21 protein-coding genes are annotated in these 16173 nt (G+C 36.0%); 11 read left to right on the top strand and 10 right to left on the bottom strand.

The features are described 5' to 3' along the window. Positions 1–132 precede the first annotated feature (132 nt). Together dnaJ and GFO_RS02390 are read right to left on the bottom strand one after the other, a co-directional pair. On the bottom strand, positions 133–1251 hold the full coding sequence (gene dnaJ, locus GFO_RS02395) for a molecular chaperone DnaJ (protein WP_011708426.1): 1119 nt from the start codon (positions 1249–1251) through the stop codon (positions 133–135). 33 nt (positions 1252–1284) lie between these two features. After that, positions 1285–1878: a nucleotide exchange factor GrpE gene (locus GFO_RS02390; RefSeq protein ID WP_011708425.1), complete on the bottom strand. Its 594-nt coding sequence runs from the start codon at positions 1876–1878 to the stop codon at positions 1285–1287. A 150-nt stretch (positions 1879–2028) separates the two neighbouring features. Between GFO_RS02390 and GFO_RS02385 the strand changes: the two genes are divergently transcribed. Further along, positions 2029–2697, top strand: coding sequence for a YceI family protein (locus GFO_RS02385; protein ID WP_041249977.1), 669 nt, complete (start codon positions 2029–2031; stop codon positions 2695–2697). Between the two features lie 54 nt (positions 2698–2751). Here GFO_RS02385 and GFO_RS02380 read toward each other — a convergent pair whose 3' ends face one another. The 3 genes from GFO_RS02380 to GFO_RS02370 all read right to left on the bottom strand — a co-directional run bounded on the left by GFO_RS02380 (position 2752) and on the right by GFO_RS02370 (position 4908). Continuing rightward, on the bottom strand, positions 2752–3654 hold the full coding sequence (locus GFO_RS02380; protein ID WP_011708423.1) for a TIGR01777 family oxidoreductase: 903 nt from the start codon (positions 3652–3654) through the stop codon (positions 2752–2754). A 72-nt stretch (positions 3655–3726) separates the two neighbouring features. After that, positions 3727–4401 carry a tRNA (5-methylaminomethyl-2-thiouridine)(34)-methyltransferase MnmC2 gene (mnmC2, locus tag GFO_RS02375; protein WP_011708422.1) on the bottom strand — a complete coding sequence of 225 codons (675 nt, stop codon included), beginning with the start codon at positions 4399–4401 and terminating at the stop codon, positions 3727–3729. After that, positions 4402–4908, bottom strand: a complete 507-nt coding sequence (locus tag GFO_RS02370; RefSeq protein WP_041249976.1) for a DUF4920 domain-containing protein — start codon at positions 4906–4908, stop codon at positions 4402–4404. It lies immediately after the preceding gene. A gap of 117 nt (positions 4909–5025) precedes the next feature. Between GFO_RS02370 and GFO_RS02365 the strand changes: the two genes are divergently transcribed. Beyond that, on the top strand, positions 5026–6075 hold the full coding sequence (locus tag GFO_RS02365; protein ID WP_011708420.1) for a branched-chain amino acid aminotransferase: 1050 nt from the start codon (positions 5026–5028) through the stop codon (positions 6073–6075). 115 nt (positions 6076–6190) lie between these two features. Here GFO_RS02365 and GFO_RS02360 read toward each other — a convergent pair whose 3' ends face one another. Next, positions 6191–6577 carry a pyrophosphohydrolase domain-containing protein gene (locus GFO_RS02360; protein WP_011708419.1) on the bottom strand — a complete coding sequence of 129 codons (387 nt, stop codon included), beginning with the start codon at positions 6575–6577 and terminating at the stop codon, positions 6191–6193. Between the two features lie 46 nt (positions 6578–6623). Here GFO_RS02360 and GFO_RS17915 point away from each other — a divergent pair, with 46 nt between their 5' ends. The 6 genes from GFO_RS17915 (at position 6624) to GFO_RS02330 (ending at position 11300) form a co-directional block, all read left to right on the top strand. Further along, positions 6624–6812 carry a hypothetical protein gene (locus tag GFO_RS17915; protein ID WP_011708418.1) on the top strand — a complete coding sequence of 63 codons (189 nt, stop codon included), beginning with the start codon at positions 6624–6626 and terminating at the stop codon, positions 6810–6812. 70 nt (positions 6813–6882) lie between these two features. Next, complete coding sequence (locus GFO_RS02350) at positions 6883–7938, top strand: SRPBCC family protein (protein WP_011708417.1); 1056 nt, start codon at positions 6883–6885, stop codon at positions 7936–7938. After that, positions 7934–8302: a fluoride efflux transporter CrcB gene (gene crcB, locus GFO_RS02345; RefSeq protein ID WP_041250214.1), complete on the top strand. Its 369-nt coding sequence runs from the start codon at positions 7934–7936 to the stop codon at positions 8300–8302. The genes GFO_RS02350 and crcB overlap by 5 nt, the downstream gene beginning before the upstream one ends. A gap of 168 nt (positions 8303–8470) precedes the next feature. Next, positions 8471–8809, top strand: coding sequence for a P-II family nitrogen regulator (locus tag GFO_RS02340; RefSeq protein ID WP_011708415.1), 339 nt, complete (start codon positions 8471–8473; stop codon positions 8807–8809). A gap of 32 nt (positions 8810–8841) precedes the next feature. Beyond that, a complete protein-coding gene (locus tag GFO_RS02335) occupies positions 8842–10068 on the top strand; it encodes an ammonium transporter (RefSeq protein WP_011708414.1) in 1227 nt (408 codons plus the stop codon). A 140-nt stretch (positions 10069–10208) separates the two neighbouring features. Further along, the gene (locus GFO_RS02330; protein ID WP_011708413.1) at positions 10209–11300 is read left to right on the top strand and encodes a porin; all 1092 of its coding nucleotides are present in this window, start codon (positions 10209–10211) and stop codon (positions 11298–11300) included. On the opposite strand, the gene GFO_RS02325 is transcribed toward GFO_RS02330, so the two are convergent. Continuing rightward, entirely contained in the window at positions 11301–11921 is a 621-nt protein-coding gene (locus GFO_RS02325) for a DUF1684 domain-containing protein (RefSeq protein WP_011708412.1), read from the bottom strand. 80 nt (positions 11922–12001) lie between these two features. Between GFO_RS02325 and GFO_RS18050 the strand changes: the two genes are divergently transcribed. Together GFO_RS18050 and GFO_RS02320 are read left to right on the top strand one after the other, a co-directional pair. Next, the gene (locus GFO_RS18050; RefSeq protein ID WP_011708411.1) at positions 12002–12169 is read left to right on the top strand and encodes a hypothetical protein; all 168 of its coding nucleotides are present in this window, start codon (positions 12002–12004) and stop codon (positions 12167–12169) included. Then, complete coding sequence (locus tag GFO_RS02320; RefSeq protein ID WP_308420153.1) at positions 12170–13207, top strand: MFS transporter; 1038 nt, start codon at positions 12170–12172, stop codon at positions 13205–13207. Here GFO_RS02320 and GFO_RS02315 read toward each other — a convergent pair. The 3 genes from GFO_RS02315 to GFO_RS02305 form a co-directional block, all read right to left on the bottom strand. Further along, positions 13204–14628: a hypothetical protein gene (locus GFO_RS02315; protein ID WP_011708409.1), complete on the bottom strand. Its 1425-nt coding sequence runs from the start codon at positions 14626–14628 to the stop codon at positions 13204–13206. The two genes, GFO_RS02320 and GFO_RS02315, sit on opposite strands and share 4 nt — an antisense overlap. 107 nt (positions 14629–14735) lie before the next feature. Beyond that, positions 14736–14933: a DUF1328 domain-containing protein gene (locus tag GFO_RS02310; RefSeq protein WP_011708408.1), complete on the bottom strand. Its 198-nt coding sequence runs from the start codon at positions 14931–14933 to the stop codon at positions 14736–14738. A 207-nt stretch (positions 14934–15140) separates the two neighbouring features. Continuing rightward, complete coding sequence (locus GFO_RS02305; protein WP_011708407.1) at positions 15141–15593, bottom strand: Lrp/AsnC family transcriptional regulator; 453 nt, start codon at positions 15591–15593, stop codon at positions 15141–15143. 117 nt (positions 15594–15710) lie between these two features. On the opposite strand from GFO_RS02305, the gene GFO_RS02300 reads away from it, so the two are divergent. After that, entirely contained in the window at positions 15711–16109 is a 399-nt protein-coding gene (locus GFO_RS02300; RefSeq protein WP_011708406.1) for a hypothetical protein, read from the top strand. Positions 16110–16173 lie beyond the last annotated feature (64 nt).

Genomic DNA, 16173 nt, shown 5'->3' with positions numbered 1-16173 from the left:
AAAATCGCTATAAAAACAAAACCCACCCTTAATAAATTAAGGATGGGAAAAAAATTGCTATGAAAAAGAAAAATTATCACTAAAAGATTTAGTGATTCTCAAATATATAAATTTTTTCTTAAAATTGGCTTTTTAAGAAAACATATCTTTAACTTTTTCAAAGAAGGATTTGTCGCTCTTTTCAGGATTTGGCTGAAAGTTCTCGTCATCAGCCATTCTTTCAAAAAATTCTTTTTGTTCTCTAGAGAGGGTTTTTGGAGTCCAGACATTCACGTGAACCAAAAGATCTCCTTTTCCGTAACCATTTATACTACTAATTCCTTTTCCTCTAAGTCTCAATATTTTACCAGACTGCACTCCTTCTTCGATCTTGATACGCACTTTACCCGTAACTGTATCAACTTCTTTTGAAGTCCCCAGTGCTGCTTCAGAGTAACTTATATAAAGATCGTAATGCAGATTATCACCTTCTCTTTGTAAACTTGCATGTTCTTTTTCCTCGATCGCTACCAGAAGATCTCCCGGAATTCCATTTCCCGGAGCATCGTTACCTTTTCCAGAAACCTTTAACTGCATTCCATCTTCAACACCCGGTGGTATTTTAATTGAAACGGTTTCTTCTTTCATTTCCAATCCCTGAGCATCTGCGCCATCAGGTTTTTTATCGATCATTTGCCCGCTTCCACCGCACGTAGTACATGGTGAAGCAGTTTGCATTCTACCAAGGATTGTATTTGTCACGCGAGTTACCTGGCCGGTACCATTACAGGTTGAACAGGTTTTATAAGATGTACCTGCTGCCTGAATTTTACGTTTAACTTTGATCTTTTTCTCACAACCATTAGCAATCTCTTCTAATGTGAGACTTACGCGTATTCTAAGATTACTTCCTTTAGCACGACGCTGACCGCCACCAAATCCTCCAAACCCAGAGAATCCACCTCCGCCGAAACCGCCGCCAAAAATATCACCGAATTGGCTGAATATGTCATCCATATTCATACCACCTCCGCCGCCAAAGCCACCACCATCAAATGCCTGGTGACCAAAACGATCGTATTTAGCTCTTTTTTCCTGATTTCCTAAAACTTCATATGCTTCCGCTGATTTTTTAAACATATCCTCTGCTCCAGAATCCCCCGGATTCTTATCCGGATGATACTTTAAAGCTTTTTTCCTATATGCTTTCTTAATTTCAGTAGCCGAAGCGTCCTTACTTAAGCCTAATATTTCGTAATAATCTTCTTTCATGTTGGGTTTTTACAAATTTTGTAAAAGCGATTCTTATTTTCCTGTAACAACTTTAGGGTATCTTATAATTCTTTCCCCCAATTTATATCCAGGCTCTACGACATCAACAATCTTGCCTTTAAGTTTATCTGAAGGCGCAGGTATTTGGGTAATAGCTTCGTGAATTTCAGAATCAAAGTCTGATCCCTGCTCCACTTCTATACGCTCGAGCCCTTTAGCTTTGAGGGTTTCCTTTAATTTATTATGAATTAATTCTATCCCTACCAAAAGGTTTTCATCACCAGATTTTCTCAATTCATTCATGGCTCTGTCAAAATCATCCAGTATAGGTAACATGGCAGACATGACTTCCTGATTGGCAGTTTTAAACAATTCCAGTCTTTCTTTCGAAGTACGTCTCTTATAATTCTCAAATTCAGCAAAAAGTCGAAGAAATTTATCCTTCTCTTTTTGAACATCTTCCATCAAACGTTCTTCTTCAGTAAGCTCATCTACATTTACTTCCGGTTGTTCATCATCATTCTCATCATTCCCGTCTACTTCATCTATGGCTTTATCCATCGCCTCTTCAACCTGGTCTTTCACCTCTTTATGATCGTCTTTACTTTTATCTTCTTTTCGGCTCATTATTTTAATTTTTCTTTCATGCACTTCAAGTCAAATTCGTTGCCAATTCCCATAAAATGTCAAAATGTCACAAGATATTTTTAATAAAATTTTATGAACCGCTGAATGTATTTCCTTTTACTTTTGCGCCGAACTTTAAAAATCATTATAATGAAAAGATTTTTTTTAAATGCATTCGTAATTGCAGGTCTTGGACTAGCCGTTACTGGATGTAAAAACGATAATAAAGAAGCTAATACTACAGATGCTAAAGAAGCTGCAACTGCTGAAGCTGAAGCAATGAAATTCACGGTAGATACTGCATCTTCTGTAATCGAGTGGAAAGGTGAAAAACCAACCGGAACTCATACTGGTACTATTAAAGTAGCTAACGGTTCTTTTATGGCTAACGATAGTGTTGTTGAAAGTGGAACTTTTGTAATCAACATGAAGTCTATCGAAGTTACAGATCTTGAAGGTGAAGAGAAATCTAACCTTGAAGCTCACTTAAAAGGAACTGTTGAAGGTAAAGAAGGTGACTTCTTTAATGTTACCGAATTCCCTGAAGCTACCTTTGAAGTTACTGGAATTACTGAGGAAGAAGGCCAGTCTATGCTGCAAGGTAATCTTACTATGAAAGAAGAAACTAAAAATATCGCTTTCCCGGTAAGTATTTCCAGAGATGGTGAGAGTATTGAAATTACCAGTGAAGAATTTTCTATAGACCGTACAAAATGGAATGTGAACTATGGTTCTAAATCTGTATTTGATGGCCTTGGTGATAAATTCATCAATGATGAAATCACTTTAAAAATAAACCTGAAAGCTAAGAAAGCTTAGTTACTTGTATTATATAATAAAAAAGGCTGCCAGTTTTGGCGGCCTTTTTTATTTTTAAGTGAGATCACCTAAGGCTCTGGACAAATTAGTATAACTAAAATTATAACCGGCACTTTCAATCTTTTTACTACTGACTAACTGACTTGATAATACAATTTGTGACATTTCTCCAAGCAAAGCCTTTAAGGCGAGGGGAGGTACATTGGGCAACCAAACCGATTTACCCATCTTTTTAGCCAGATCTTTTGTGAGTTCTTTATTGGTAGCCGGGTTTGGAGCTACTGCGTTATATATCCCAGTTAAGTCATTTTGAATTGCAAAAAGAAATATTCCTGCAAGATCGTCTAGGTGAATCCAGGATTGCCATTGCTTCCCACTGCCCAGGGCCGCTCCCATATTAATTGAGATAGGCTTTTTGATTTTTTCTAACATGCCGCCATTTTCAGCCAGTACAAGTCCCACTCGTATTTTAGCCACATCCAGCCCTAGGCTTTCAAATTTATCTGCAGCGGCCTCCCATTTTTCTACCACTTCACCTACGAAATTATCTGCTACAACATTATCATCTTCAAAATATAGTTTTTCAAGAGAACTTGGATAAACTCCGATTGCACTGGCAGATATGAAATTCTCTACCTGATGAGAGTTTTCACTTAATGTTTTATGAAGTAAAGCAGCTGTATCCGTTCTGCTTTTAATAATAGTCTTTTTATAAGAATTAGACCAGGGTTCGGCAATGCTGGCTCCAGCGAGATGTACTATAACATGAACATCCTTTATACAATCTTTTTCTATTTCATCATTTTTTGGATCCCAGTAAAATCCCTGATAATCTTCTTTATTTTCAATCTTTGATTTACTAGTGGTAAGGTAATTAACTTTTATTCCTTCTTCACGGCATAAACTACTAAGTTTAGAGCCAATCAATCCTGTAGCACCTGTTATTAATACCCGCATATTTTTTCTTATTAAGATACATAAGACGAAGCGAGTGCGCCTTTTTTTATAAGAGGTTTAACGACGTTCCGGTTAATTTTTAACAGCTCTTAACATCTCTCGTTTTCCCGGAGGCCCCGGAAGTTTCTGAACTTCAAAGCCAGATGCGATCATTGCTCTTCTTACACTTCCTTTTGCAGCATAGGTAACTAAGACCCCATTTTTATTCAATGCTCTATACATAAGATTAAAAATTTCTTCTGTCCATAGTTCAGGCTGAACTCTTGCTCCAAACGCATCAAAATAAATGAGATTATAAAGTTCATCATCAGCAATCTCATGAAATTTTTTCTTCACTTTCGTTAAAGAAAAATTATTTGAAATTGAAAATGACTTTTCCCATTCAGTTTTATGAAGTTTTATAAAAAGGTCTGCTTTTTCTTGAGCCTGGGAAGCTTCAGGATAGTTCAATAATTTAATTTCTTCGGCTGGAACCGGATAGGCTTCCACTCCGGTATAATTGATCTTTAAGTTTAATTTTTCAGCTTCTAATGCAGTCAGGAAAGCATTAAGACCCGTACCAAAACCAATCTCCAGGATTGCAAGTTCACTGGTATTATTGATCTCAAGAAAATGATGCAGCCCCATTTTCAGAAATACATGCCGAGCTTCCTGAACTGCTCCATGTTTGGAATGATATTGTTCATCCCACTCTGGTAAGTGAATCGTAACCGAACCATCGTCGGTTTTTATAATTTTTCGTTCCAATTATTTTTTAATTAAGACACCATCGGCTATAAACCCAAAACTTTTCTCAGGCTCACGAATAGCAACTATTTCATCTATAGATTTCCCTGCATCTTCAGCGAAATGCTTTTGATCTTCTACTGAAGTCATTTCAACAAAAGCTCTTCCACGCACAATAACTTCTTTCCCTATAATATCCTTCGGAACAAAAAATCCGTAATCTTTAAATTTCACCCTAACATCGTCTACTCCCGGCAGCTCTAAAACCATCCAGCAGCCTTTAGCCTGACAAACGCTATTAATCGTAGTACTAAATTTCTCATTTATAGTATCACCACTTCGCAAGCTTTCAAATTTCTCTAGCATGATCGAGGATGAAAAACTACCCCGGGGACTTATTTCTGCTCCAAAAGATTCATATTCGCTTTGTTCCTGCCCTTCCTTCACAAACCCCTTCTTATTATTTTCCTTGCTTTGATTACAGGAAATCCCACAAAAAAGGACGAAAAGGAATATTATCTTTTTCATAATTACGAATCTAAAAAACGCGTTAGACCTCAAATTTACCAAAACTTTAGATTTTGATTCTGCTTTTAATTAGGTAAATTTGTAAACTTATACTTTAACCTAAAAAATCTAACATCAATGATAGATATACAAAGAGCTCCCAAATCTAAAATAAGTGAAACTAATTTTGATAATCTGGTTTTCGGGCAGGTCTTTTCAGATCATATGATGGAGTGCGATTATAAGAATGGGGAATGGCAAAAACCTGTCATTAAGCCTTATGGCCCACTTTCTTTAGAGCCTTCAGCTCGTGTTTTTCATTACGGGCAGGCCGTATTTGAAGGGATGAAAGCTTATAAAGACGAAGATGATAAAATCTGGCTTTTTAGACCAGATAAAAATTTTGAAAGAATAAACAAATCCAGTGAACGCTTGGCAATCCCTGAGTTTCCAAAAGAATACTTTTTCAAGGCTTTAGAAGAATTACTCAAAATTGATAAAGACTGGATCAAAAAAGGATTTGGAAATAGTCTTTATCTAAGACCTTTTGTGATTGCTACAGAAGCAGGTGTATCAGCTTCGGCTGCCAAGGAATATAAGTTTATGATCATTTGTTCTCCAGCACAATCTTATTATAGTGGAGAAGTGAGGGTTAAGTTTTCTGAAAAGTATAGTCGTGCAGCAGACGGAGGGGTTGGTTTTGCTAAAGCAGCCGGTAACTACGGTGCTCAGTTTTATCCAACAAACCTTGCCAAAGAAGAAGGTTTTCAACAAATAATCTGGACTGATGCTAACACCCATGATTACCTGGAAGAAGCAGGAACCATGAATGTTTTCTTTAGAATTGGTGACAAACTGGTTACTGCCCCCACGAATGACAGAATTCTGGATGGAGTAACAAGAAGATGTGTATTAACACTTGCCGAAGAATTTAATATTGAAACGGAAGTGAGAAGAGTAAGCGTTCAGGAAATCCTGGAAGCTGCCGAAAATGGAGAACTTAAGGAAATGTTTGGTTCTGGAACTGCAACGGTAATTAACCCAATTGCTGGTTTTGGTTATAAAAATGAGAAATTTGAATTGCCAAAAATTGAAGATTCTTATGCTAAGTTTTTTAAAGATAAACTGATGAAAATTCAATATAACCAGGCTGAAGATAAATTTGGCTGGAGATACGAAGTGAAATAATTCATATTACAAAAACACAAACAACCCCGGCCAAAACCGGGGTTGTTTGTTTTAGATACTATCCAAATGAAATTATATTTCAACCAAATATTCCAAATCCACGCATTCTTCTAATCTACTCTTCAAGTATTTTCTTAATCTCCGGTTTAAAATAATTCGGTCCCTTTAGCACCTTTCCGTCTTCACGATAGATAGGTTTTCCATCTGCGCCTAGTTTACTCATATTACTAGATTGTATTTCATCAAATACCTCTTCTATTTTGTATTGCATTCCATGTTCTATAATAGTTCCGCAGAGGATATACAGCATATCTCCAAGAGCATCTGCCACTTCAGTAAGATCACTATTATTGGCAGCTTCGAGATATTCTTCATTTTCTTCTTTCATCAAATTAAATCTCAGCATATTCTTAGCTTCTCCAAGATTGGCAACTGGTTTTTCCTGTATACCTAATCCAAATGCCGAATGAAATTCTTTTACAGCAGCAATTCTTTTCTTCATATTAATTCAAGCTTTAAAAAGTTAACTTTGCATAAAAATAATTAAAATGTTTTCTACAGGACAACTAATCTTCGCAGGACTATTTCTTATTTCCTTTATAATTATAATAATCTTTAGTTATAGAAAAGACACCAAACTCCATAAAAAATATTACAAAGGAAGTTTGTTCGTCTTAATTGGATTTATACTTTTTATAGTGCTCTTATTTTTTATTAAAACCAAGCTTAATCATTAGTTCCATAGGGATTAACTTATGCCTGATTTCTTAATTTAATTATATTAGCACAACCTAATCGCAACCAAACATGAAAATATTTAAATACCTCTTATTCTTAATCCTGATTTTTATAATAGGAGCATCCATATATATCGCGACAAAAGACGGCAAATTCCAGGTGGAGCAAAAGCTAATGATGGAAGCCCCTCAGGAGGTTATATTTAATGAAGTAAACGATTTCACTACCTGGAAAAACTGGGAACCATGGTCTCAGAAAACTGATGACATGATCGTTGAATATGGCGAAAAAACCAGCGGAGAAGGTGCCTCGTACTCCTGGCAGAGTGACGAATTGGGAGAAGGAAATATGACAACAACAAAAGCCAACCCACATAACAGTCTAGAACAAGAAATAACCTTTGTAACTCCTTTTGGTGAATCCACAAGCGAGGTCTACTGGGAATTTGAACCTCAGGGCGATAGTACTCTTGTAACCTGGGGAATGATCGGAGAACAAAGCTTTATGGAAAAAGCGGCTTTTATATTCCAGGATGAAAGCCTGGCTGAAATGATGCAACCCATGTTCGCTACTGGCTTAGATAATCTTCAGGAAGAGATTACCGTGAAAATGAATAGTTATTCAATTAATATTGATGGTATAACTAACCATGGAGGCGGCTACTATATGTATATAACCACAGCCAGTAAAATAAGCCAGATTAGTGAGAGAATGCAAAAAATGATTAGTGAGGTTGGTAATTTTATGTCAACCAACAATATCGAGAAAGTTGGAAAACCTTTTGTACTCTATAATGAATGGAATGAAAGTCAGGGTTCCGCTATTTATTCTGCTGCCTATTTCACACCTAGTGAAGTTATAACTACCGCCGAGAGTAGTGTGTTAAATGGATTCATGCCTAACCAGCGTACTTTAAAGACTACCTTAAAAGGAGATTACGAGAACCTTAAAGAAGCATGGGATTCTTCATATTCATATCTGGAGAAAAACGGCTTAAGAGCAGATGAGAACGCCAAAGTATTTGAAGTGTATTTAACTGGTCCTAATGACAACGCTAATCCTGCAGAATGGATCACTAATATTTATATCCCCCTTGAGCAGGTAATAGCTGATAGTGATGATTAAAAACCTTCTTCTTGTGTTTATTGGAGGTGGACTGGGTAGTAGCTTTAGGTTTATTATTAGTAAATATCTAAATGTCTCCTCCCTGATTCCTTACGGAACCTTTCTGGTAAATATTCTTGGAAGTTTATTATTGGGCTTGATTTTGGGGTGGGCAATGAAATCTAACAGCCTAAATAGCCCCATTAACTTAATGCTGGGCGTAGGCTTTTGTGGAGGCTTCACTACATTCTCTACATTTTCCTTTGAAAATTACTCCTTAATAAAGACCGGAGATTTTTTAAGTTTTTCAGTTTATTTCTTTGGGAGTATAATTTTAGGAATTCTGGCGGTCTTAGCCGGAATTTTCATCTCAAAGTTCTTTTAGCCTAAATCATCTAATACAAAATTCATAACTATTGTTATTTTTAAATAAACACCCCTAAATTTTTAGGGGTGTTTATTTTTTATATCATAAAAATTGAATAATACCCCTTTAAATTAAGGGGTATGTTTCATTAATAATATACATTTAACTAATTCTTAATAGATAATTATGAAAAAAATTGAAGCAATCATTCGAAAATCTGAATTCGATGAAACCAAAGAAGCCCTTCATAGTATAGGGGTCACTTTTTTTAGTTACTGGGATGTTACAGGTGTTGGCAATGAGAAAGTAGGTCATGTATATCGCGGCGTAAGCTATAGCACTGCCGATATTCAAAGAAGGTATCTGTCTATTGTTGTCACCGATTCATTTGTAGAAAAGACGGTAGAGACTCTTCTCAAAGCTGCCCACACAGGTAAAGTTGGTGATGGAAAGATCTTTATTCTGCCCGTAGAAGAAGCTTACCGTATTAGAACCAAAGAAAAAGGCGGGGAATCCCTTGAATAACTTAATAAAGAATAATTAACGATTAAAAAATTATGGAAGGACTACTAACTATAAATAACGTATGGATGATGATCTGTACCGGCCTGGTGTTTTTTATGCACCTCGGTTTCGCATTATTGGAAATAGGTTTAACAAGACAAAAAAATACAATTAATATATTATTCAAAAACCTCTTCATTATTACCATGGGGCTTCTTCTTTATTGCCTCTTAGGTTTTAATCTTATGTACCCGGGAGAATTTAATGGTTTTATAGGTTTTGCAGGTTTCGGATTAAGTAGTCCACTTGTAGACGGAAGCCTTGATCTCGCTTACAATGAAGGATATACTTACTGGACAGATTTTTTATTCCAGGGCATGTTTGCGGCAACTGCAGCCACCATTGTATCTGGTGCTGTCGCTGAAAGAATGAAGCTTAACAGCTTTATGATTTTCGTAATCTTATATGTTGGAATTGTATACCCAATTGCCGGTTCCTGGAAATGGGGAGGCGGATTTCTTGACGAAATGGGATTCTATGATTTTGCTGGCTCTACCCTGGTACATTCTGTTGGCGGATGGGCAGCACTGGTTGCTATATGGCTATTAGGTGCCAGGATCGGGAAATTTAAAGATGGAAAGATTGGAGCTTTTCCAGGTCATAATATGCCTTTTGCAACTGCGGGTGTAATAATCCTATGGTTAGGATGGTTTGGATTTAATGGTGGCTCTGTACTTTCTGCAGATCCCGAATTAACCTCCCTAACGCTTGTTACAACCTGTCTTGCAGCTGCTTCCGGTGGAGTATCTTCTTTTCTTGTCTCTACAATAATGTATAAAAACTACGATATCACCATGTTTCTAAACGGAATTTTAGGTGGACTTGTTGGTATCACCGCAGGAGCAGACCAGATGTCTCCAACAGATGCCATTCTTATTGGAGCAATCGCAGGAGCAATTATTGTTTTTGGGGTAGCGCTTATAGATAAAATAAGACTGGACGATCCTGTTGGGGCCGTTGCGGTTCATTTGATATGCGGAATTTGGGGAACCTTAGCCGTTGGTCTCTTCGGAAAACTTGCCGGTTTTGATCAATTTATCAATCAGCTTATAGGAGTTGCCTGTTACGCAGCCATATGCATAGTTGGATCCTTTATTATTTTCTATTTACTGAAAATAACCATAGGTATAAGGGTGTCAGCCAAAGAAGAAACTGAAGGTCTCGATATGCATGAACATGGTATGGATGCTTATCCTGATTTCGGTCTAAATCAACATTAAAAATTAAGTTTGGTTAAACAAAAAACGGAGCGTTCCTCCAAACGCTCCGTATAACATAATCACTTTATAATTCAGGATCAATAAGAGATCAACCGAGTCACTAAACTATTAGCTAAATCAAATTATTAATCAATTTTATTATGAAAGTAATTACATCATCAAAATTAGTGAAATTTATCATTTTACTAACGGTCACCCTCACAACTTCTACACTTATTGCTCAGGAAGAAGAGGAAGGAACCCCTAATTTCACAATAAGCGGTAGCGTTGATGCCTATTTCAGAACCAATTTCAACGGGCTAAATAAGTCTGAAGAAATTGTGGGAGGGGATGAAGTGTCTTTTACACCCGCAGCCCCTGCCTCATCATTTGCCAATGACCCGGGATTTGCCATCGGTATGGCTAATGTTATTCTGGGATATGAGGATGATAAAGTTGGCTTTTTAGCCGATCTGGTATTTGGCCCAAGAGGAGAGGATGTGGTATTTCTTTCGCAGCCATCCACAAATATTGTAAATCAACTTTATGCTTATTACAAGGTGAACGACAATTTAAAATTTACGCTAGGTAACTGGAATACATTTTTAGGATATGAGGTAATCTCTCCAGTTGCAAATTTCAATTATTCTACCTCTTATATGTTCTCTTATGGACCTTTTTCCCATACAGGATTAAAAGCTGATTTTAGTTTTGACAATAACTGGACGGGTATGCTGGCTGTGATGAACCCTACAGATTATACGGAATTTAATCCTATTGGAAAATATTCTTTTGGAGCTCAGTTAGGATACGCAAATGCCTCCGGAAGTGCTTATCTGAACCTGATTTATGGAGAACAGTCTCTTTCTGACGACGCATTATTTCAAATTGATCTTACTACCGGATGGGATCTTACCGAAACTTTCTACTTAGGATTTAATGGAACCTATCAGGATACAGACGGAGTTGGATTCTATGGTGCAGCAATCTATCCGCAAATAGCCTTATCTGAAAGTTTTGATTTGGGTCTTAGAGCAGAATACTTTAAGGAACTGGAAGATGGTGGCCCTGTCTATGGTGCAGATGTAAGATCTCTGGATTTTACATTAACAGGAAGTTATATTATAGGCGGTTTGATCTTAAAACCAGAACTACGACTTGATAGTATTTCTGAAGACGTATTTTTAGATCAGGATCTGCAATCTACAGATAATTTATCATCGTTTGTTCTTGCAGCTATTTACGCATTCTAATCAATTATTTTTAAAAGACTTTACACCGGCAAGTATTTCTATATCCAAATCGTTTTCCTTCGGTGGGATAGGACAGGAATATTTGCCGTTATAAGCACAATAAGGATTATAGGCCTTATTAAAATCTAAAATCACCTCTTTAGATTCAGGAATTCTAAAATCGATATATCTACCACCTCCATAAGTGCTTATTCCATTGGTAAGATCTGTAATAGGCAAAAACAGGTAATCAAAATATTCCGGATCCTGGGTTAACTCCTGGTTCTGATATAAATTCAGCTTAAAACCCCTCTCTTTTAACGTGAAATATAGCTCCCCGTATTTTACATAGATCGGCATCCTGTCGGTACTCGTCCTCATTGCAAAAGGGGATTCAGCCGGTGTCCTCACAAATTCTGCCATTACAATATATTCCGGGTTAATTTCAAAAAACTCAAGTCCGCTGAAATTTTTTAAATCTTTTTCTTCTAGTGGAGATTCTTCAGAATTTGCATACTCCTCATTCAGTTCTTTTTGAAATTCCTTTGAACTGGCAGTAAGATCAATTTCCTGAGCTTCAGTTATATTTAAACTGAATAAAAAAATAAAAAGGCAAAAACATGAAAATTTGATTCTATACATGAGTTCATTTTATCAGACCATCAAAATTAATAATTAAAACAGGCAAAATTTAATTTAATTTTGAGAGCTCAATACAAGACGTGCAGAAATTATTTAAGTCATATTTAGAATCCTTTGGAGGTTTAAGAAAAGAGATCTGGCTATTATCCCTTATAACCCTTATTAACAGGGCAGGAACTATGGTTATCCCATTTCTATCCCTCTATCTCACAAAAAGTAAAGGATTTAGCCTGAATGAAGTTGCATAGATACTTACATTTTTTGGCCTGGGATCTGTCACCGGATCCTGGCTTGGAGGTAAACTTACCGATAAGATAGGTCATTATAGAACAATGGCCTTAAGCCTCATTCTATCTTCTGTATTATTTGTACTCCTGCAATTCCCTTCTACTTTCTGGTCTATCTGTATAGGAATTTACCTGGTTATGAGCGCTGCAGATATTTTTAGACCTGCAGTTTTCGTGGCGATTAGTGCTTATAGCAAGCCTGAAAACCGAACCAGATCTGTCACGCTAATACGACTTGCTATAAATCTCGGATTTTCTGCAGGACCCGTGGCCGGGGGCTTTATTATTGCAACCGCTGGTTACAATGGACTTTTCTGGATTGACGGTTTAACCTGTCTTGCAGCAGGAATACTCTTACTCAGACTTTTACATCCTAAGCGAGCCAAAGAAGAACACGATGATATCATAGTACAGGCTAAAACGGCAATGAGCGATAAATTATATCTACTATTCATCGTAGCTATGATGATCTTTGGATTCATTTTTATTCAGTATTTCTCTACAATGCCGCTAATCTACGCTAATCATCATAATCTTGATGAATTGGAAATTGGACTTTTGCTAGGGTTGAATGGGTTAACCATTTTTCTGCTCGAAATGCCCCTTATAAAGTTTATGGAAAATAAGAGGTTTACTGCAATTAGTTATGTGATCCTTGGAACGCTGCTTTCCGGATTAAGTTTTCTGGTCATCAATTTAACCGACTGGGTTGGAGTTCTCGTAGTTGGGATGCTTTTAGTTACCATTGGAGAAATGATTGGGTTTCCATTTTCTAATAGCTTTGCGTTAAACAGATCTGACGGAAAGAAAAGAGGTTCTTATATGGCACTTTACAGTATAGCTTTTTCTGTAAGCCATATTTTTGGCCATAACTCAGGGATGCAACTTATAGATAATTTCGGTTTTAAATTCACGTGGTACACTATGTTGGCCCTGGCACTGGTTGCCTGCACGCTACTTTTTATTTTAAAAAGCTTGCTGAAAAAAGAATCGGTTTAATTCTCCTCAACATTATCACTGTAGAATTTAGATTCTCCAAGGTATTTCTTTACAATCTGATTATATTCCGATGAAAACTGTAGATCTAAGGCCCCATCTATACTGTAAAGAGATTCCATATCTGAATATCCCGTTTTGAGTAGATCTTCCAAATAAAGTAAAGCAGATTCATAATCACCATCACTACCCGCTAGAGAAATTATTTTGAAATATGCTTCAGGATCATTCTTATTAATAGCTGTTCTAAGCACACTAATAAAAATTTTAGTATCAATAGGAACATCGGCTTTTAGAATATTATCAAACTCACGCTTGGATACAAAATCGAGATATCCATGAAGACGATAGGCCGTATTTGCTTTGACATCATTAGAACTATCTTTTAGCTTTTGGAGCTCATCAACCTGATAAGCCCACCAGCCTATATTCTGAAAATTGACGGTCATAATATCATTAATCAATAAATATTCATATTCGGCCTGCTGTTCCTTTTCAAAAGAAGTAGCTTCTCTGAAATCCCTTCTTTGAGATTTGAAACCGTCTGTTTTTTTTATAGCTTTTACACGTTCTTTAATATCATCTTCAAAACCAAAATCTTCATATTTCTCTTCCATCCTATCCAACTTCTGTGAAGCAGTAAAATAATTACGAGTTCTACGCAGAGTCTCGGTATAAGCAACTTCATTCTCATAAAGCTTTTGAATAAAATCCTGATCCTTTGTGCGAAGCCCTTTTTTAATAGCTTCAATGGTAAAGCCGGAGATCGCATTAGATATGACTGAAGAACCGGGCCACTCATCTTCTTTTCCGTCAAAATAATAAATATCTGTAGTAAAATTAATATCGTCGTAAAACCTCAAATAAGATTCCATTTCATAAACCATATAGTCTTTATTCCCTACTATACCAATAAACATATAGGGGTTCTTTTTATCAAGATAATCTGGATTCACAAATGAATTTCCAATAGCCATAACTCCCGCCATCTGCTTATATAATAACGGTAAAGCAGAGCCAACCTGTGCACCTTCACCCATCCCTGCTGTATAAACCATTGCCGGATCTATGGGAAATGAATTTAAAACTTCATTCATCATGGATCTTGCAGTACTAATGATTGTATCTATAGGTTTAGATTTAAGATTAATATTTGAAGAGGCTATAAGATATTTTTGGTCTTCTGCAGCTGCTCTAAATAAATTTGCAGTGGTTGCTCCCCTACCCTTTGGATCAAAAACAAAAATAACAGGCCATTTTTTCTCGGGAGAATAATCTGATGGGGTATAAAGCGCATAGGTATCAGAAATTCCAGCTGCTATAGGTAACGAATCTGTGACTCCCCCCTTTACAACTCTAAACTCCTGTGAGGATAAATTAGTACAAATTAAGATGGTGAAAACTGCTAGTAGAAGTCTTTTCATAATTTAAATAATAAGCTTAAATATAGGAATTGCATCATAAATTATTCCATAAAAAAACCCGAAGTCAAAACTCCGGGTTCATTACCAATTATATTATAATAGGTTTATTATTTTTTTACTGGCTGATATTTCATTCCTGGCTTATCAGGGAAGAACAATTTAGCCATTAAAGAAATTACCAGTAAGTCCGCAAAAATCAAGAACATTACTCGAATCACCTCAATACCGTCAAAAGACAATCCGGTGAATCCAACAACTCCTGTAACCAATGCTAAAACTAAAAATAATAAGGTTTTCTTTTTCATGATTTCTTTAACTTTCTTTGATACAAATTTAAGTACAGATTAGACGTGTTATTCATAAGAAAATTACAATTAATTTGATTTTAACTAAAAAAAAATTAGTTGGTAATTAGGTGTTAATATCAGGATGAAAAATTGCCGATTTTAACATCTAATCCAGCAAATTTGATGTTTCAAAAATCAAAGGAAAGCACCTTATAAGATCAAGCTTTAGAAATCACCTATACGCTGTTTAATTGGAGCATCTTCTATTACATTAGAAAGTATAATATGCGTTCTTGTCTCTCCGTAAGTAATTAGTCGGTCAATAAGTTTTTCAAGATGCATCTGGTCATGAAGTATCACCTCCATAATTATATTTTCATTTCCAGTAATACGATAGCAATTAATGACCTCTTTAAATGTCTTAACTGTTTCAAGAAATGCTTTTAATCTTCCCGTAAAAGCCCTGAGTGTAATCACTGCTCTTAATTGATACCCCGTCTTCTGAGGAGAAATATTTACTTTATAGGAATTGATTATGCCGGAATCTTCCATTTTCTTGACTCTTTCTGCAACTGCCGGAGAAGTAAGACCAACTTTTCTTCCTATTTCTGAAAAGGAGATTCTTGCATTTTTCTGAAGTTCTTCGAGGATCTTCCAGTTTAATTTATCTATAGACATTATTAAAGTATATTATAAATTCTTATTTAATATTTAAAGATAATTATATTTTTTACTTTAAATATTAAATATATTAACTCGTATTTGATATTAATTTAGAGGTGAATTTAAACAGCTATGAAATATTTTTCTGAAAGTGCAGAGCATCCTCGACAAGCCTTATATACAAAGGCTCGCGAGATCATGCAGATTTCTAAACATATTTCGGATTATTTAGTTCCTGATCTGGCTGTATTGAATGAGAATGGAAACGAAGACAAATCTGTTTATTTTACAGGAGATATTATACGCTATTCCAATTCCCTTATTCCGAATATCACGAAAGCGGAAAATGAATTTTTTCAGGAAGCCAGAACTCAATATATCATAGCGGTAGGACGCCTAACCGACAGACTATCCATGAATTGCGAAAAACTCGAGTTCACCAATAGTAATGGCCGTGAGTTTGTGGGGCTTCTTAGAAGAGAAATTAAAAAGTTCAGAAAGCTTCAACAAGTCTGGAGGTTAACCTTATAATTGGTTTCTAATTCCAAATAGTTTTCTAAATACCTTTTTTAATTTCATTTTTATTTATTTTTTG

This window comes from Christiangramia forsetii KT0803 (genome assembly GCF_000060345.1).
Classification (GTDB): Bacteria; Bacteroidota; Bacteroidia; order Flavobacteriales; family Flavobacteriaceae; genus Christiangramia; species Christiangramia forsetii.
Note: the sequence above shows the minus strand (reverse complement) of the source record. Positions and strands in the feature narration are given on the sequence as shown.